17 protein-coding genes are annotated in these 18,368 nt (G+C 65.6%); 1 reads left to right on the top strand and 16 read right to left on the bottom strand.

The window, feature by feature from the left end:
• Nucleotides 1-34: 34 nt before the first annotated feature.
• The 3 genes from aruF to MXC11_RS00890 form a co-directional block, all read right to left on the bottom strand.
• The gene (gene aruF / locus MXC11_RS00900) at nt 35-1,051 is read right to left on the bottom strand and encodes an arginine/ornithine succinyltransferase subunit alpha (RefSeq protein ID WP_250003955.1); all 1,017 of its coding nucleotides are present in this window, start codon (nt 1,049-1,051) and stop codon (nt 35-37) included.
• Nucleotides 1,052-1,079: 28 nt separating this feature from the next.
• Nucleotides 1,080-2,300, bottom strand: a complete 1,221-nt coding sequence (locus MXC11_RS00895; protein ID WP_250003953.1) for an aspartate aminotransferase family protein — start codon at nt 2,298-2,300, stop codon at nt 1,080-1,082.
• A 133-nt stretch (nt 2,301-2,433) separates the two neighbouring features.
• Complete coding sequence (locus tag MXC11_RS00890; RefSeq protein ID WP_250003951.1) at nt 2,434-3,411, bottom strand: GlxA family transcriptional regulator; 978 nt, start codon at nt 3,409-3,411, stop codon at nt 2,434-2,436.
• A gap of 189 nt (nt 3,412-3,600) precedes the next feature.
• Here MXC11_RS00890 and MXC11_RS00885 point away from each other — a divergent pair, with 189 nt between their 5' ends.
• Nucleotides 3,601-4,728 carry a metal-dependent hydrolase gene (locus MXC11_RS00885; RefSeq protein WP_250003949.1) on the top strand — a complete coding sequence of 376 codons (1,128 nt, stop codon included), beginning with the start codon at nt 3,601-3,603 and terminating at the stop codon, nt 4,726-4,728.
• Between the two features lie 47 nt (nt 4,729-4,775).
• Here MXC11_RS00885 and mqo read toward each other — a convergent pair whose 3' ends face one another.
• The 13 genes from mqo to MXC11_RS00820 all read right to left on the bottom strand — a co-directional run bounded on the left by mqo (nt 4,776) and on the right by MXC11_RS00820 (nt 18,357).
• Entirely contained in the window at nt 4,776-6,275 is a 1,500-nt protein-coding gene (gene mqo, locus MXC11_RS00880) for a malate dehydrogenase (quinone) (RefSeq protein ID WP_462938083.1), read from the bottom strand.
• 284 nt (nt 6,276-6,559) lie between these two features.
• Nucleotides 6,560-8,347, bottom strand: a complete 1,788-nt coding sequence (locus MXC11_RS00875; RefSeq protein WP_250003947.1) for an ABC transporter ATP-binding protein — start codon at nt 8,345-8,347, stop codon at nt 6,560-6,562.
• Complete coding sequence (locus MXC11_RS00870; RefSeq protein WP_250003945.1) at nt 8,340-8,975, bottom strand: DsbA family protein; 636 nt, start codon at nt 8,973-8,975, stop codon at nt 8,340-8,342. Before MXC11_RS00870 ends, MXC11_RS00875 begins: the two co-directional genes overlap by 8 nt.
• A 63-nt stretch (nt 8,976-9,038) precedes the next feature.
• Complete coding sequence (gene trhO / locus MXC11_RS00865) at nt 9,039-9,971, bottom strand: oxygen-dependent tRNA uridine(34) hydroxylase TrhO (protein WP_250003943.1); 933 nt, start codon at nt 9,969-9,971, stop codon at nt 9,039-9,041.
• Between the two features lie 58 nt (nt 9,972-10,029).
• The gene (gene pdxJ / locus MXC11_RS00860; RefSeq protein WP_250003941.1) at nt 10,030-10,773 is read right to left on the bottom strand and encodes a pyridoxine 5'-phosphate synthase; all 744 of its coding nucleotides are present in this window, start codon (nt 10,771-10,773) and stop codon (nt 10,030-10,032) included.
• Entirely contained in the window at nt 10,766-11,470 is a 705-nt protein-coding gene (gene recO, locus MXC11_RS00855; protein WP_250003939.1) for a DNA repair protein RecO, read from the bottom strand. The genes pdxJ and recO overlap by 8 nt, the downstream gene beginning before the upstream one ends.
• Nucleotides 11,471-11,488: 18 nt before the next feature.
• Nucleotides 11,489-12,388, bottom strand: a complete 900-nt coding sequence (era, locus tag MXC11_RS00850) for a GTPase Era (RefSeq protein ID WP_250003936.1) — start codon at nt 12,386-12,388, stop codon at nt 11,489-11,491.
• Complete coding sequence (rnc, locus tag MXC11_RS00845; protein ID WP_349665483.1) at nt 12,381-13,073, bottom strand: ribonuclease III; 693 nt, start codon at nt 13,071-13,073, stop codon at nt 12,381-12,383. The genes era and rnc overlap by 8 nt, the downstream gene beginning before the upstream one ends.
• 15 nt (nt 13,074-13,088) lie before the next feature.
• Nucleotides 13,089-13,943, bottom strand: a complete 855-nt coding sequence (gene lepB, locus MXC11_RS00840) for a signal peptidase I (RefSeq protein ID WP_250003988.1) — start codon at nt 13,941-13,943, stop codon at nt 13,089-13,091.
• Between the two features lie 5 nt (nt 13,944-13,948).
• Nucleotides 13,949-15,748 (bottom strand): translation elongation factor 4, encoded by a 1,800-nt coding sequence (gene lepA, locus MXC11_RS00835; protein WP_250003934.1) that lies wholly within the window; start codon nt 15,746-15,748, stop codon nt 13,949-13,951.
• A 158-nt stretch (nt 15,749-15,906) separates the two neighbouring features.
• Entirely contained in the window at nt 15,907-17,328 is a 1,422-nt protein-coding gene (locus MXC11_RS00830; protein ID WP_462938085.1) for a DegQ family serine endoprotease, read from the bottom strand.
• A 30-nt stretch (nt 17,329-17,358) separates the two neighbouring features.
• On the bottom strand, nt 17,359-17,826 hold the full coding sequence (locus MXC11_RS00825) for a SoxR reducing system RseC family protein (RefSeq protein ID WP_250003930.1): 468 nt from the start codon (nt 17,824-17,826) through the stop codon (nt 17,359-17,361).
• Between the two features lie 9 nt (nt 17,827-17,835).
• A complete protein-coding gene (locus MXC11_RS00820) occupies nt 17,836-18,357 on the bottom strand; it encodes a sigma-E factor negative regulatory protein (RefSeq protein ID WP_250003928.1) in 522 nt (173 codons plus the stop codon).
• Nucleotides 18,358-18,368: the final 11 nt, after the last annotated feature.

The following is an 18,368-nucleotide window of genomic DNA, read 5'->3' as shown; positions in this document are numbered from 1 at the left end:
TCAGACTGTGGCCGCAGGCAATGCCCCGGCCGGATCAAAGCGCCACCACACGTACGCTGCCGCCCTCGCCCACCCCCAGCGCCTCGGCCAGCTCAGGGCTCAGGGTCAGCGGCTGGTCCGGCGCCCAGTCCAGCTCGGCAATCAGCGCGCGAAAATCGCGGGTCTGGTTGTTGGCAACGAGGTAACGGCGACCGAGCGCCGCCGGCGCCCCGAGACGCACCGGCAGCAGACGGCTCTGGGCGATCGAGCGAATCCCCGAGGTGCGGGCATGCACGGTCGGGCCACCGTCGAAGATGTCCACGTAGTGATCGCTCTCAAAACCCTCGCGCATCAGGATGTCGAAGGACACCTGGGCACGCGGATGCACCTGGCCCATCACTTCCTGGGCGCTATCCGGCAGCAGCGGTACGTAAATCGGGTAGCTGGGCATCAGCTCGGCGAGCATGGTGCGGCTCTTCAGCCCGCACAACCGCTCGGCTTCGGCGTAGTTGATGTCCAGAAAATTACGGCCAATGGCGTCCCAGAACGGCGAATCGCCCTGCTCGTCACTGTAACCGACTACCTCCACCACCATGGCATCGGCAAAACGCTCGGGATGCCCGGCGACGAACAGCAGCCGGCCGCGAGAGTTCAGCTCGGCCGCCGGCCCCTCGGCCAGCTCCGGCTCCAGGTAGAAGCTGGTCAGCAGGCTGTTGCCGGTCAGGTCGTGGCACAGCGACAGCACGTGGATCTTGTTGTGGATCTTCAGCTCCCGCGCAGCGTGCACGAAGGTTTCGTTGCGAAAGCTGTAGAACGGCTCGGAGAAGCCGGCCGTGGCCACCAGACCCGAGCAGCCGACCAGCCGCCCCCGGGTCAGATCCTCGAGAACGAAGAAGTAGCTTTCCTCGCCGTTGAAACTGACTTCGGCGGCAAACGAGGCCTGCGAGACGCGAATCTTCTCGGCCAGCCGCTCACGGTCATCCGGCAGGGAAGTGACACCGATCGGACTGTCTGCCGCCAGCCGTTCCACCTCGGGCAGGTCACCCATCCGGGCAGGTCGCAGGATCAGCATCGGTGTCACTCCTTGTCGGGTGGGCGCCTCAGGCGCTGGTCAGGCGGGCCAGGGCGCGCTCGAGGCGGGCGATGCCTTCGTGGATATCCGCCTCATCGATGATCAGGCTGGGGGCCAGACGCACCACATCAGGACCGGCCTGCAGGATCATCAGATCTTCTTCCTGGGCTGCCTTCATCACATCACCCGCGCGACCTTTCCAGGCCTCGGTGAGCACCGCACCGAGCAGCAGACCCATGCCGCGAACCTGTTCGAACACGCCATAGCGCTCACCCAGGCGCATCAGCTCGCGTTGCAGCAGCGCACTGCGCGTGGCCACGCCTTCCAGCACCTCAGGGGTGTTGACGATGCTCAGCACCGCCTCACCCACCGCGCAGGCCAGCGGGTTGCCGCCGTAGGTGGTGCCGTGTACACCAACACCAAAGTGCTGGGCGATGCGCTCGCTGGTCAGCATCGCGCCAATCGGGAAGCCACCGCCCAGGCTCTTGGCGCTGGTGAGGATGTCCGGAATCACGCCGTAGTGCATGTAGGCATACAGCTGACCGCTGCGCCCGACGCCGCTTTGCACCTCGTCGAAGATCAGCAGCGCCTGATGCTGGTCGCACAGTGCGCGCACGCCCTCAAGGTAAGCCTGCTCGGCCGGCATCACCCCACCCTCGCCCTGGATCGGCTCGAGCACCACCGCGCAGGTCTTGTCGGAGATCTGCGTCTTGAGCGCCTCCAGGTCATTGAAGGGCACATGGGTGATGCCCTCGATCTTCGGTCCGAAGCCTGCGGAGTACTTGGGCTGACCGGCGACGCTGACGGTGAACAGGGTACGACCGTGGAAGCTGTTCAGCGCGGCGATGATCTCGCACTTCTCAGGGCCGGCTGTTTCATGGCCATAACGGCGCGCCAGCTTGAAGGCGGCCTCGTTGGCCTCGGCTCCGGAGTTGGCAAAGAACACCCGATCCGCAAAGGTCGCCTCGGTGAGCAGCTTGGCCAGACGCAGCGCCGGCTCGTTGGTGAACACGTTGGAAACGTGCCAGAGCTGGCTGGCCTGTTCAGTCAGCGCCTCGACCAGCGCCGGGTGCGCATGCCCCAGCACGTTGACGGCGATGCCGCCGGTGAAGTCCACCAGCTCGCGGCCGCTCTGGTCCCAGACGCGGCTGCCCGCTCCGCGCACCGGGATAAAGGCGGCGGGCGCGAATACGGGGACCATCACCTGGTCAAAATCGGCGCGGTGCACCGGGGCGTGCTGAATGGACATCTCTTCTCTACTCCTGCCTTGCGGCGTCTGGCGCGAATCGGGAACGACCGGGGCTCAGCCGGCCTGAACATGCGCGCAGTGTAAGGCGGCCAGCGAACGGCTTAAAGTCTGCCACGGTAAATCACGCGCTCACTCAGGAGCGCTCGCCGGCCACGCCGTCAGACAGGGCACTGGCACGGCGCTGGTTGCGATCATCGCGGGGCGTGACACCAAAGAAATTGCGGTAGGCGCTGGAGAAGTGCGGCCCTGAAGAAAATCCGCAGGACAGGCCAATCTGGATGATCGACTTGCTGGTCTGCTGGAGCATCTGCCGGGCGCGGTTCAGGCGCAGCTCAAGGTAATACTGGCTGGGCACACGGTTGAGAAACTGCTTGAAAATCCGCTCCAGCTGGCGCCGTGACACGCCGACCTGCTGGGCAATCTCGTCGGTGGTCAAAGGCTCCTCGATGTGCCCCTCCATCAGTTGCACCGCCTGGGTGACCTTGGGATGACTGGCCCCGATGCGGTTGCGCAGCGGCACCCGCTGACTTTCACCAGCCTCGCGGATGCGCTCGAGCAGCAGCTCCTCGGCCACCGCCCCGGCCAGCTCCGCGCCATGATCGGCGCTGAGCATGGCCAGCAGCATATCGAGCAGCGCCAGACCACCGCAGGCGGTCAAGCGGTTGCCATCCTGCATGAACAGGTGCGAGGTGGCGCTGATCTGCGGGAACTGCTCGGTGAAGTCATCCTGCCAGCGCCAGTGCAGGGCGATGCGCCGGCCATCCAGCAGCCCCAGCCGGGCCAGCGGGTAGATGCCAGCGCCCACCCCGCCCAGCAGGCGCTCCTCACCCGCACACGCCTGCAAGGCCTCGGCCAGTGCCGGCTCAAGCTGAGCCGGCGGCTCTTCAGCGATCAGAAACAGGCGCTCACACGCCTGCAACCCCTCGGCCCAGGGTTGCCCCGGCAGCGCCCAGGCCGCAGCCTGCGCCGTGGATTCAGCCGCCAGATAATGCACCTGATAACCCGCCTGGGGCTGCAGACGCGCCACCAGCCGAAAGACTTCATCGATCAGGGCCAGGCCGAGCGGACGCACATCCGGCCAGTAGAGGAATCCAAGGTGTACGGGGGTCATGGCGGCCATCCAGCCGGGCACTCGGTCAACAGCGCCCCACAGGGGCAGTGGCGGGCAATTTAACCGGAATCACCGGCAAATGCACAAAAAAGGGGCAGGCGCAGATGAAACGTCCGGCAGCAATTGTCCGCTCACCGCCAGCTGCGCAAACCCTAAAATCGCCCGACCGACTCATGAGGGAGAAAGGGCGTGGATTCGCTGACTCAGGCGCTGCTCGGCGCCAGTGTGCAGGGGGCACTGCTGGGCCGCTGGCAGGGCCGCAAGGCACTGTTATACGGCGCGCTGCTCGGCACCCTGCCGGACCTGGACGTTCTGCTCGATTACGCAGACCCGGTCGCCAATATGACCTGCCACCGCGGCTTCAGTCACTCGCTGCTGGTGCTGGGCGCGCTGGGGCTGATCCTGACCTGGCTGATCCGCCGCTGGCGCCCGCACCCAAGCTATTCGGCGCAGCGCCTGTGGCTGACCCTGACCCTGGTGCTGGTCACCCATGCGCTGCTGGATGCGTTTACCAGCTATGGCACCCAGCTGCTCTGGCCGCTCGACACCCCGCCGATCGCCTGGTCGAGCCTGTTCATCATCGACCCTCTCTACACCCTGCCGCTGCTCTTGGCAGTGCTACTCGGACTGCTGGCCCGCCAGACGCTGGCCAGGGCCAGCCGCGTTGCGCTGCTGGCCTCCACCGTCTACCTCGGCTTCAGCCTGCTGGCCCAGCAACTGGCCCTGCAGCGGGTGAGCGATACGCTGGCCGAGCGCGGCATCCGGCCGGAGGCGCTGTTCATCGCGCCGACGCCCTTCAATACCCTGCTCTGGCGCGTGGTGGCACTGGAGGGCGAGCACTATCACGAACTGGTGACCGGCCTGTTCGATCATCAGCCGCCGCAGAGCGAGCGTTTTGAGCGCGGCCAGGCTCTGGCGGCCGCCCTGCAGGATTCCACGCAGCATGCACGGCTCGTCTGGTTCAGCGGTGGTTTTTTGCGCTATGACGCGCTGGGCGATCAGCTGGTGGTGACCGACCTGCGCCTGGGGATGACCGGCCTGCATCCATTTCGCTTTGTGCTGGCCAAGCAGCGCGCGGGCGCCTGGCAAATCCTGCCTACCAGCCAGCGCTGGCCGGCTGAACGCGGTGGCCGCCCTCAGCTGATGGCGCTGCGGGATCGACTGCTCAACCCCGACAGCACGCTGCCGCTGGCCCAGTGGGCCACCCTGCTGAAAGCCATACCCGCACCGATCGGCACCCCCCAGCAGCTGGCCGAACGGGGCACCGCCAGAAACGACGATGCCGCGTCCGTCACGACCCTCAGCGAGTCGGACTGACGCGGCATCCTCAAGCCCTGCGTCCCGCCTGCGGGCGGATACGCCGGTTACGGCTGAGCGAGGCCGAGGGCTTCGCTGGTGCGGGTACGCACCCGGCGCAGCAGCTCGGCATCCTGCTCGAGGGCTTTCTCGCTGCCCTCGAAGATCTTACCCAGACGCTCCTGCCACTCAGCGCTCTTGTAACGCTCAGGGAAGCAGCGCTCGATCACCTCGAGCATCACCGACACCGAGACCGAAGCACCCGGCGAGGCGCCCAGCAGCGCGGCAATCGAGCCGTCACGGGCAGCAACGATCTCGGTGCCGAACTGCAGCACACCGCCCTTCTTGGCGTCCTTCTTGATGATCTGCACGCGCTGGCCGGCGATCTCAAGGCGCCAGTCTTCCTTCTTGGCATTGGGGAAGAACTTGCGCAGGGCCTCCAGACGCTGATCTTCGGACTGCAGCACTTCCTTGATCAGGTATTTGGTCAGGTCCATGTTGTCGCGCGCCACCGACAGCATCGGGCCGAGGTTGTTGGGGCGAATCGACAGCGGCAGGTCGAGGAACGAGCCGCGCTTCAAGAACTTGGTGGTGAAGCCGGCATACGGCCCGAACAGCAGCGATTTCTTGCCATCGACCACGCGGGTATCCAGGTGCGGGACCGACATGGGCGGCGCACCGATGTCAGCCTGGCTGTAGACCTTGGCCAGGTGCTGATTGACCAGCTCGGGATTGTCGCAGCGCAGCCACTGACCGCTTACCGGGAAGCCGCCGTAGCCCTTGCCTTCTTCGATGCCGGATTTTTGCAGCAGAGTCAGTGCCGCACCACCGGCGCCGAGGAACACGAAGCGTGCAGTCAGCTCGCGGCGACCGCCGCCAGCCTTGTCCTCGACGCTCAGACGCCAGCGGCCATCGGCCTCGCGGTTCACGTCGGTGACTTTCTGGTTGTAACGCACCACGGCGTTACCGCTCTCGGAGAGGTGGCCCAGCAGCTTGAGGGTCAGGGCGCCAAAGTTGACGTCAGTACCGCCCAGCGAGCGGGTCGCGGCCATCGGCTCGTTGCCGGTACGGCCCTGCATCAGCAGCGGTGCCCACTGGCCGATCACCTGCGGGTCTTCGCTGTATTCCATGTCATCGGCGAAGCAGTGGTGAGCCTTCATCAGCTCATGACGCTTGCGCAGGAACGCCACACCCTTCTCGCCACGCACGAAGCTCATGTGCGGCACCGGGTTGATGAAGTCGCGGGGAGTCTGGAAGTAGCCCTGCTCCAGCAGGTAGGCCCAGAACTGCCGGGACACCTCGAACATGGCGTTGATCTGCACTGCCTTGGCGATGTTGATCGAGCCGTCGGCGGCCTGCGGGGTGTAGTTGAGCTCACACCAGGCGGCATGGCCGGTGCCGGCGTTGTTCCACGGGTAGGAGCTTTCGGCAGCCCCCGAGTCCAGCTGTTCCAGGACCTCGATCTTCAGGCTCGGGTCGAGCTCTTTGAGCAGCACCGCCAGGGTCGCGCTCATGACGCCTGCCCCGACGAATACCAGATCCGGCTGTTCACTACCAGTTTGCATCATTCATGCTCCTGAGACACATGGGGCGCATTTTACCGCGGATCGTATACACCCGCGTGGTGTAGCCCGTCCGACGAAGGTACTACACAGCGCTCTCGACTCCCCTTGTGAGGGGCGGATAAAAACCGCGCAATGCTAACGGGCGCCGCTGCCAAGTGCCAGAGGCAGCTGCATTCGAGCCTGAAAAAGCCGCCGAATGCCTACAGCGTAGTCCAGCCGGCACCGGCACTACAGCCTGGCGCCCGGACGGTGTAGCGGCGGCGATTGTCGACAATCACAGCGCTCGCTCAGTGCTGCAGATGGCCGTACAGACGCGCATACAGCCCGCCTTCCGCCAGCAGTTTCTGGTGCTCGCCCTGCTCGGTGATCCGTCCATCCTCGAACACCAGCACCCGATCGGCCTGTTTCACCGCACTCAGACGGTGGGCGATGATCAGCGTGGTGCGCCCCTTGAGGAACGCAGCCAACGCCTGATGCAGCGCATATTCGGTGGCGGCATCCAGCGCCGAGGTCGCCTCATCGAGGATCACCACCTTGGGCTCGGCCAGCACCATGCGGGCGATCGCCAGCCGCTGGCGCTGCCCGCCGGATAGGCGCACGCCCGAGCGCCCGACCACGCTGTCCAGCCCCTCCGGCAGCGCACGGATGGTCTCGGCCAGCTGGGCAATCTCCAGTGCCTGCCAGCAGGCGGCATCGTCACAGGCGCGGCCGAGCGTCAGGTTGGCGCGCACCGTGTCATTGAACAGCGCCGGTTGCTGCAGGACCACTGCCACCTGCTCGCGCAGGCGCTCCAGCCCGATGTCCTCAAGGCGCTCACCGCCGAAGCGAATGCAGCCGGCCTGCGGGCGGTACAGGCCGAGCAGTAGCTGCACCAGGGTGCTCTTGCCGCCCCCGGAGGCGCCGACCAGCGCGACCTTCTCGCCCGGTGCGATGGACAGGCTCAGCCCATCGAGTACCGGCTCGTCGCGGTAGGCAAAGTGCAGATCCTGCACCTCGACCCCCACCGTGGCCTGCCCGGCAAACGGGTCACGGCGGGCGGGGAACGCCGGCTCATCGGCGCGATCCAGCAGTTCATTGAGCCGCTTGAGGGCGCCACCGGCGGCGTAATAGGCGTACTGCAGGCTGAGCAGCTGCTCGACCGGGCCAATCATGAACCACAGGTAACTGAACACCGCGAGCATCTGACCGATCGAGAGATCGGAGAACAGCACAGTGAGCATCGCCGCGGCGCGAAACACATCGATGCCGAACTGGAACAGCAGGCCACTGGCGCGCCCGGACGCATCGGTCTTCCACTGCGAGGCCACCGCCCGGTCGCGCACCTCACGCGCCCGCGCCGCCAGCCGGGTGAAGAAGAACCCCTGACGATTGCTGGCGCGGATTTCCTGAATCGCCTCCAGGGTCTCACTGAGCGCCTGGGTGAAGTGGGCGGTGCTGTCGTTTTCCAGCTTCTTGAGGTGCTTGACGCGCTTGCCGAGCAGCACCGTGGCGTAAATCACCAGCGGATTGAACAGCAGGATCAGCAGCGCCAGCTGCCAGTGCATCCAGACCAGAATCGCTGCGGTGCCACACAGGGTCAGCAGCGCCACCACCAGCCGGCTCAGGGTGTCACCGATGAAGCGATCGAGGGTGTCCAGGTCCGTGACCAAATGCGCGGTCACTGTCCCGCTGCCGAGACTTTCGTACTCGGCCAAAGCAATCCGCTCCAGCCGGGCCAGCAGACGGACCCGCAGCCGGTAGATCACCTCCTTGGACAGCCCGGCAAACAGCCGGGCCTGCAGCACATTCAGCGCCAATGAGGCTAGACGCAGCAGCAGCGTCACCCCCAGCATCAGCAGGATATAGCCCACCGCCTGCTGCCAGGCCGCCGGCAACAGCAGATCCATCACCACCAGCGCGCGGTTGCCCTGCTCGAGCAATACCTCATCGACCAGCAGCGGCAGCAGCAGCGGAATCGGCACGCTGCACAGCACCGCCAGCACTGCCAGCAGGTTGGCCAGCAGCAGCGCACGGCGATGCTCCAGCGCCAGACGGCGGATCTCTGCCCAGTCCAGCCGGTCACGCGCTTCAGTCATGGGACACCCGCGCCAGCCAGCGCTGCAAGAGCGGCTCAAGCGCGGCCAGCGGCTGATAGCCGTTGGTCAGCAGCGCCAGCTGGCCATCACGCTCAGCCAGGAGGGTCGGGAAGCCGGCAATGCCCAGATCGGTCGCCCAGCGAAAATCAGCCGCCGTCGCCTCCCAGAGCGCCGGGCTGTCGAAGGCCTCGGCAAACGGCTCGCGGGCATAGCCCGCGGCCACCGCCAGCTCAACCAGTGCGCCCGCACGGGTGACATCCTGCCCTTGCAGATAGAACGCCTGCTGGATCGCCTGCAGCAAGCGCGGCGCGCGGGCTGCCTCCAGTTGACGCGCCGCCACCAGCGCCCGACTGGCCGGCTCAGTGTCGTATACAAAGCCTTCCGGCAGCGCCCCGTCGAAGCTGAAGCGCTGGCCGGTGCGCTCCGTGACCGCCTGCCAGTGTCCAAGGATGGTGCGGCGACTACCGGCATCCAGCGCATGGCGGGTGCCGGGACGCAAGCCGCCGACCACCAGATGGGTGGCTACGCCGTGCGCCTGAGCCTGCTCGGCCAGTTGGGTGAAGACCGGGGAGAACCCCCAGCACCAGGAACACATCGGATCCATCACATACAACAGACGGGCGGGCATGTCGCAGCTCTCCGTGAGGGGATGCCCGACTGGCGGGCGCAAGGCATATCGATGGGGCGGGATTCAGTCGCTCTGGCGTGGATCACGGCCGATCGGCAACGGCTGCTGACGGGCGCGGGCCAGCTCGATCTGCTTCTGCCGCTCGCGGGCGCTGGCGCGGGTCTTCTCCGGCAGCGAATCCCAGCAGTGCGGACAGCTGATGCCCGGCGCATAGTGTTCGGACTGACGATCCGCCGGCGATACCGGATTGCGACAGGCGTGGCACAGCTCGTAATCGCCCTCGCTGAGGTCATGGCGCACGGTGACGCGGTTATCGAAGACAAAGCATTCGCCGCGCCACAGGCTGTCCGGCTCCTCGACCTCTTCAAGGTATTTGAGAATGCCGCCCTTGAGATGATAGACCTCGGCAAACCCCTCGCCGAGCATGAAGCTCGAAGCCTTTTCGCAGCGGATGCCGCCGGTGCAGAACATCGCGACCTTCTTGTGCCGCGCCGGGTCGAAGTGCTCACGCACATACTCGGGAAATTCGCGGAACGAGGCAGTCTTCGGGTCGATTGCCCCAGCAAAGCTGCCGATCGCCACTTCGTAGTCGTTGCGGGTATCGATCAGCAGCACTTCGGGGTCGCTGATCAGCGCATTCCAGTCGCGGGGCTCGACGTAGGTGCCGACCTGGCGGTGCGGGTCCACGCCGGGCACACCCAGGGTGACGATTTCCTTCTTCAGCTTGACCTTGCAGCGGTAGAACGGCTGCTCATCGCACAGCGATTCCTTGTGATCGACATCCGCCAGCCGTGGATCGGCGCGCAGCCAGTCCAGCAGTGCATCGATGGCGGCACGAGTGCCGGACACCGTGCCATTGATGCCCTCCTCGGCCAGCAGCAAGGTGCCCTTGATCCTGTGCGCCTGCAGCGTGGCCAGCAGCGGCTCACGCAGCGCTACGTAATCGGGCAACGCGACGAACTTGTACAGCGCGGCAACAACAATCTTCTCGGTCATGAGTGCTCCAGCAATCGCCCTCGCAAAGGGCGGACTGCGCCAGTGAAACGAGGGCGAATTATCGCACGGCCGCGGCGACGATCAGCGCCTTCATCTCGGCCACCGCCTGCTTGAAACCGACGAACAGCGCATGGGCAACGATGGCATGCCCGATGTTCAGCTCGTTGATGCCGGCAATCGCCGCCACCGCCTCGACATTGTGATAGTGCAGGCCGTGGCCGGCATTGATGATCAGCCCGTGATCCAGCCCGCAGGCCACCCCGTCACGGATCCGCGCCAGCTCCGCCGCGCGCTCGGCGGGGGTGTGGGCGTCGGCATAGCGGCCGGTGTGCAGCTCGATGGCCGGCGCGCCGATGCGCGCCGCCGCCTCGATCTGCCTTGGATCGGCGTCGATGAACAGCGAAACCTCGCAGCCCAGCACGGCCAGCCGCTCCACCGCCGCGCGCAGGCGATCTTCCTGCGCGAGGACATCCAGCCCACCCTCGGTGGTCAGCTCCTGACGGGTCTCGGGCACGAAGCAGGCGTGGGCCGGGCGGATCTGCTCGGCCAGCGCCAGCATCGGCTCGGTGACACCCATCTCGAAGTTCATCCGCGTCTGCAGCACCTCGGCGAGCAGGCGCACGTCGCGATCCTGGATATGCCGGCGATCCTCGCGCAGATGCACGGTGATGCCGTCGGCGCCGGCCTCCTCGGCATCCAGCGCGGCCTTCACCGGGTCCGGATAGCGGGTACCGCGCGCCTGACGCAGGGTGGCGATGTGATCGATATTGACACCCAGCAGGATGCGATTGGCTTCAGTCACGGGAAGACTCCTTGCGATGGATGAACAGCGCGCGGCTGACCAGCGGCCGCCCGCCCAGATGTGGGGCCAGTGCCTGACGCATCAGCCGCTTGGCGGCGGCCAGCGTCCCCGGCAGCTCCCAGGCCGCCTGCGCCAGCGCCAACAATTCATGGCCGTGGAACAGGCCGGGCTGCCACTGCGCGACACGCTGAAAGCCCATGTCCGGCAGCCATTGATAGAGCGCCTGGCGGTCGATCGGCTGCGCCTCGCAGTCCTGATCGAGGGCAAAACCATAGCCCAGTTCATCCAGCAGGCGCCATTCGAAGCTGCGCAGCAGCGGCTCCAGCGCCCGCCCACCGGCCAGCGCCTCGAGGGTCGCAGCGTAATGCGCAAACAGCGCCGGGTGCGGATCATCGGCCGGCAGCAGGCGCATCAGCAGTTCATTGAGGTACAGGGCGCTGAACAGGGCCGTGCCGCTGAGCAGGTAGGGAATGCCCAAAGGCTCCAGCCGGGCGACGGTCCTGAGCTCGCCCTGCCCGCGCAGCTCCAGCTCCAGGCGCTGGAAGGCGCGGGCCAGCCCGCCGCGCTTGCCACGGGCGGCGCGCAACACCGCGCGCCGGCGACCGTCAGGGCAAAAGAAGTCGACCAGCGCGCTGGCCTCCTTGTAAGGCCGGCTGTGCAGCACGAAGGCCGGGCACGCCGGCAGTGGACGGGACACCGTTGCCCGCCCCGCGACTCAGACGTCGCCGTAGCCGAGCGAGCGCAAGGCGCGCTCGTCGTCCGACCAGCCGCTCTTCACCTTGACCCACAGGTTGAGCATCACCTTGCTGCCGAACAGGTTTTCCATGTCGCGGCGGGCGTCCTGGCCGATACGCTTGATGCGCTCGCCCTTGTCGCCAATGATGATTTTCTTCTGCCCGTCGCGCTCGACCAGGATCAGTGCATGGATATGCAGGATGCGCCCTTCCTGCTTGAACTGTTCAATCTCCACGGTGACCTGATAAGGCACCTCGGCGCCGAGCTGGCGCATCACTTTCTCGCGGACCAGCTCCGCCGCCAGGAAGCGCGAGCTGCGGTCGGTGATTTCATCCTCGGCAAAGAAATGCTCGCCCTCGGGCAGGCGCGCACCGACCAGCTGCTCCAGCGTCTCAAGGTTCTGACCGTTCTGCGCCGAGATCGGCACCACCTCGGCCTCTGGCAACTGCTCGGCCAGCCACTTGAGGTGCGGCAGCAGTTCGCCCTTATCGTCGAGGCGGTCGATCTTGTTGACCGCGAGGATCACCGGACACTGCACGAACTTGACCCGTTCGAAAACCATCTGGTCCTCGTCGGTCCAGCGGGTGCGGTCGACGACAAAGATCACCACATCCACATCCTTGAGCGCGGCGCTGGCGCTGCGGTTCATGTAGCGGTTGAGGGCCTTGTCGTTATCCTTGTGCATGCCGGGGGTGTCGACGTAGATCGCCTGCACCGCCCCGTCGGTCTTGATGCCGAGCAGGGTGTGACGGGTGGTCTGCGGCTTGCGCGAGGTGATCGCCAGCTTCTGGCCGAGGATGTGATTGAGCAGGGTCGATTTGCCGACGTTCGGCCGGCCGACGATGGCCACATAGCCGCAGCGGCTCGGGGATTCAGTCATTGCCATTCTCCACGCCCAGGGCCACCAGTGCCGCCGCGGCCGCCACCTGTTCGGCGATGCGGCGGCTGGCACCCTGGCCACGGGTCTTTTCAGTGAGCAGGGCAATTTCGCATTCGACATGGAAGGTGCGGCAATGCGGTTCGCCCTGGATATCCACCACCTCGTAGCGCGGCAGTTCGCAGCTGCGTGATTGCAGGAATTCCTGCAGGCGGGTCTTGGGGTCCTTGTTGGTATCCACCAGCGTCAGGCCCTGAAAATGCGGCTCCAACCAGGCCAATACCCGCTCGCGCGCACTGTCCATGCCACGATCGAGATAAATGGCGCCGATCAGCGCCTCGGTGGCATCAGCCAGGATCGATTCACGGCGAAAACCGCCGCTTTTCAGCTCGCCCGAGCCCAGACGCAGGAAATCGCCCAGCTCAAAGCCGCGCGCCAGCACGGCCAGGGTCTCGCCCTTGACCAGCCGGGCGCGCAGACGCGACAACTGCCCTTCACGGGCCTGGGGGAAGCGCTGAAACAGCGCCTCGCCGACCACGAAGTTGAGGATGGCATCGCCGAGAAATTCGAGGCGCTCGTTGTTGCGGCCGGCAAAACTGCGGTGGGTCAGGGCCAGCACCATCAGTGCGCGATCGGTAAAGGTATAGCCGAGCTTGCGCTCAAGGCGTTCAAGAGAGGCGCTGCTCACGGGACTCCGGAGGTATCAGTGGATCAGCCCGACACGGGCGAGGGTCGGCAGGTTGGCAAGCTTGGGCGCAGGCCAGCTCAGCCAGATGGCAAAGGCCTTGCCGACAATGTGATCGTCCGGAACCATGCCCTGCAAGGCAGGCGCAATGGCCGGATCATCCCAGTAGCGGCTGTCGTTGGAGTTGTCGCGGTTGTCGCCGATCAGGAAGTAATGCCCAGCCGGCACCACCCATTCGCGACTGGGCTCCATGCGATAACGGCGCATCTCCTTGCGGATCACATGCTCGATCTCGCCCAGCCGCTCCTTGTACAGCCGGGCGCTGCCGAGACTACCCGGCTCATCGCCCACCAGCTGCTCGGCCACCGGCTGGCCATTGATCAACAGGCGCTTGTCGCCGGTGTACACCAGGCGGTCACCCGGCAGGCCAACCACCCGCTTGATGTAGTTGATGCGTGGATCGCTCGGATAACGGAACACCATCACATCACCGCGCGCCGGCTCACCGACCGGCAGCACCTTGGTATCCAGCACCGGCAGGCGCAGCCCGTAGGAGAACTTGTCCACCAGGATGAAATCGCCCACTTCCAGCGTCGGCTGCATGGAGCCTGAGGGAATCTGGAACGGCTCGACCACAAAGGAGCGCAGCACCAGCACCAGCGCCAGCACCGGGAAGAACGACTTGCCGTATTCCACCAGCACCGGCTCACGGGACAACCGCTGCACCACCTGCGGATCCGACTGCCCGGCCGCCAGGTGATAATTGGCAATGGCAGCCCGGCGCCGGGGAGCCAGATACAGGCGATCGAGTAGGGTCAGTGCGCCGCACACGGCCACGGCGATCACCAGCATCAATGGGAAGTTCACCGGCAGCGACCTCAGCTATCGACCTTGAGCACAGCCAAGAAGGCTTCCTGCGGGATTTCCACGCTGCCAACCTGCTTCATGCGCTTCTTGCCCGCTTTCTGCTTCTCCAACAGCTTCTTCTTGCGGCTTACGTCACCGCCGTAGCATTTGGCCAGAACGTTCTTTCTCAGCGCCTTGACGGTCGAGCGTGCGACCACCTGGCCACCGATGGCGGCCTGAATGGCGACATCGAACATCTGCCGCGGGATCAGCTCCTTCATCTTCTCGACCAACTGACGGCCCTTGTAGGCCGCGTTGTCGCGGTGGACGATCAGCGCCAGAGCATCGACCCGCTCGCCGTTGATCAGCACATCGAGGCGCACCAGGTTGGCGGGCTGGAAGCGATCAAAGCTGTAATCCAGCGAGGCATAGCCACGGCTGGCCGACTTGAGGCGGTCGAAGAAGTCCATCACCACCTCGTTCATCGGCATGTCATAGCTGACCTGCACCTGACTGCCGAGGAAGCTCATGTCACGCTGCACACCGCGCTTTTCAACGCACAGGGTGATCACGCTGCCCAGGTGATCCTGGGGCACCAGAATATTGGCGCGGCAGATCGGCTCGCGCATCTCGGCGATCGACGCCAGGTCCGGCAGCTTGGACGGGTTATCGACGTAGACGATGTCGCCGTTCTTCAGCACCACCTCGAACACCACGGTCGGTGCGGTGGTGATCAGGTCCAGGTCATACTCGCGCTCCAGGCGCTCCTGGATGATCTCCATGTGCAGCATGCCAAGGAAGCCGATACGGAAGCCAAAGCCCAGCGCGTCGGAGCTTTCCGGCTCGTACTGCAGCGCAGCGTCGTTGAGAGTCAGCTTTTCCAGCGCATCACGGAAGTCTTCGAAGTCATCGGAGCTGACCGGGAACAGACCGGCATAAACCTGCGGCTTGACGCGCTTGAAGCCCGGCAGCACCTCGACATCCGGGGTGGTGGAGAGCGTCAGGGTATCGCCAACCGGGGCGCCCTGAATGTCCTTGATGCCGGCGATGATGAAGCCCACCTCACCGGCCTTGAGATCGGCGGTGGCGGTGTGCTTGGGCGTGAATACGCCAACGCTGTCGACCTGATGCATCTTGCCGGTCGACTTGACGAGGATCTTGTCGCCCTTCTTGACCCGGCCGTGGCGCACCCGCACCAGCGAGACCACACCCAGGTAGTTGTCGAACCAGGAGTCTATGATCAGCGCCTGCAGCGGCGCGTCGATATCGCCCTCCGGCGGCGGAATCACCTCGACCAGGCGCTCCAGCACGTCGATCACGCCCATGCCGCTCTTGGCGCTGCATGCCACCGCATCGGTGGCATCGATACCGATGACGTGCTCGATTTCTTCCTTGACCCGCTCCGGCTCAGCCTGGGGCAGGTCCATCTTGTTCAGCACCGGCATCACCTCAAGACCCTGCTCGATGGCGGTGTAGCAGTTGGCCACCGACTGCGCCTCGACACCCTGACCGGCGTCCACCACCAGCAGCGCGCCCTCGCAGGCGGCCAGCGAGCGGCTGACCTCATAGGTGAAGTCGACGTGGCCGGGGGTGTCGATGAAGTTCAGCTGGTAGGTTTTACCGTCCTGCGCCTTGTAGTGCAGGGTCACGCTATGGGCCTTGATGGTGATGCCGCGCTCGCGCTCCAGATCCATGGAATCGAGCACCTGAGCTTCCATCTCACGGTCGGACAGGCCACCGCACATCTGAATGAAGCGATCCGCCAGCGTCGACTTACCGTGGTCGATGTGGGCGATGATGGAGAAGTTACGGATATGACTCAGATCACTCACGGGCTCAACACTCGGAAAGAGAGCGCGGGCTCAGCCCGCCGAAAATAGTCGCGGATTCTAGCCTATCGCCCGGCGTGGCGTAACCCACGCCGACCGTCTTGTCCCGGCCCAGAAACGACCGAAGGCGCCGCAGCGCCTCCGGTTGCCCCAGCCGGCCCTTACTCGCTCAGGCGGAAGGTGATGAAGCTGGCGCGCCCTTGACGCAGCACGCGCATCGACACACTGCGGTTCTTCGGCAGCGCCTGGGCGACCCGCTCGAAGGTCTTGGCCGAGTCGATCGACTGGTTGTTGAGGTGGGTGATGACATCGCCCGGACGCAGGCCGATGGCCGCTGCCGGCCCGTTCTGCACCTCACGGATCAGCGCACCGCCCTCCAGCTCCAGCGCCTTGCGCTGCTCGGCGGTGAGATCCACCACCGACACACCCAGACGGTTGCTGCTGCGCGCCGGCGCATCGCCACTACCCGCCAGCGCCATGCCCTCCTCGGGCAGCGCATCGATCAGCAGAGTGACCGGCTGACGCTGACCACGGCGCACCACATCCAGCGTGATCCGGATGCCCGGCTTCAGGTTGCCGACCCGGTGCGGCAGATCGGCGGACACCACGATCGGCTGACCGTCGATGGCCAGAATCACATCCCCCACCTGCAACCCGCCGCGCGCCGCCGGACCACCGTCCAGCACCTGCGCGATCAGAGCGCCGGCCGGGCGCTCCAGACCGAAGGACTCGGCCAGATCCTTGCTGACCTCCTGAATCACCACCCCGAGCCAGCCGCGCTGCACCTTGCCGGTGGTCTTGAGCTGCTCGGCCACGTGCATGGCCACATCGATCGGAATCGCAAACGATAGCCCCATGAAGCCACCGGAGCGGGTGAAGATCTGCGAGTTGATGCCGACCACCTCGCCGTCGAGGTTGAACAGCGGACCACCGGAGTTACCCGGGTTGATCGCCACATCGGTCTGGATGAACGGCACGTAGTTCTCGTTGGGCAGACTGCGGCCCTTGGCACTGACGATCCCGGCCGTCACCGAGTGATCAAAACCAAACGGCGAGCCGATCGCCAGCACCCATTCGCCGGCCTTGAGGTTCTCGGACTTGCCCAGCTTGACGCTGGGCAGGCCCTTGCCTTCGACCTTGAGCAGCGCCACATCGGTGCGCGGGTCGGCACCGACCAGCCGGGCTTCCAATTCACTGCGATCGGAGAGCCGCACGATGATCTCATCGGCATCGGCAATCACGTGGTTATTGGTCAGCACATAGCCGTCGGCAGAAATGATGAAGCCCGACCCCAGCGACTGCGCCTGACGCTGGCGCTGCTGCGGCGGATGCCCCGGCGGCAGTTGCGGCAGGCTGCGCTCGAAGAACTCACGAAAGATCGGCGGCAGGCCTTCCAGATCCGGCAGGGCATGGGGGGGAATCGCTGCCGACCGGGGCGAGGCAGCCTGACGGGTACTGATGTTCACCACCGCCGGCGAGGCCTGCTCGACCAGTTCGGTGAACTCCGGCAGCCGGGCATGGGCAACCAGCGCCTGGGCGGTCAGCAGCAGCGCCGCCAGCGACAGCAGGGTGTGCTTGAGCATTCGCATGAGTCAGGGACTCCTCGATGACAATCAGTGGATTTCGACGCAGTGCAGGGTCGCGGGAACCGACTCAACCCGCAGCACCACAGGCTGATTGGCGGGGTCATCGCCGCGCCGGCGACTGTAGCTGCGTACCAGTAGCCACGGCGGGAGCAAGCCCGCCAAGGCCGCCAGAATGACAAAAGACTCGCCCAGCGCCAACCACTCGGCCAGCAGAGCGCCGGCAAACAGCCCCAGCAGCGGCAGCAAATAGACCAGCAAGGAGCTGCGCACCAGCAGCGCTTCGGCGATCCCGATCACCACCTGATCGCCGACCTGCACCGGCGCGCGGCACAGGGCGCGCACATAGCCGCGGCGCTGACCAACACCCAGCTTCTCCATCAAGCCCTGCCCACAACCGGCACTCGCCGAGCAGGCGCTACAGGTGCTGCGCCGCAGGGTTTCCACCCAGACCGCACCCGCCTCGACCGCCACCACCCGCGCACTTTCTTCAATCATGGTCGTGCCTCAGCGATCTGCTGCATCGGCCGGCAGCGCGCGCAGGATCTGCGCCTCGTCAGTGACCGACGCTGACTCCTGTACAGGCTCGCTCGTCGCCGGGTAGCTGGCCAGCACGGCCGGCGCCTGAGGCGGCACCACGCTGGCGGGCGCACTCACCGGGGTTGGCGCCTGCTGCGCCAGGGTGGAAACGGCCGGTTCCCCGCCCTGATACCAGCGCACCCCCGCCAGCACCGCCAGCGTCACACTGGCCGCCACGGCGTAACGCCCCAGACGCTGCCAGCGATTGGAGGCGACCGGCGGGCGAGCGACTGCAGAGTCCTCCGCCTCGATGACGGACCAGATGCCGGCACCAAGATCCAGATGTGGCTGCACGGTCTGGCCGTGCATCACATCGCGTACCAGCTGCTGACGCGCCCAGCGCGCACGCAAGGCTGCATCGTCGCTGCCCAGCACACGGCGCAGCTCCAGCTCATCCGCCTCGCCATCCATGACGGCAGACAGCGATTCTTCCAGGGATTGACGACTCATGATGTTTTCTC

This window comes from Pseudomonas eutrophicaquae (genome assembly GCF_023544715.1).
Taxonomy (GTDB): domain Bacteria; phylum Pseudomonadota; class Gammaproteobacteria; order Pseudomonadales; family Pseudomonadaceae; genus Geopseudomonas.
This window is presented reverse-complemented; position numbering and strand designations above follow the sequence as displayed.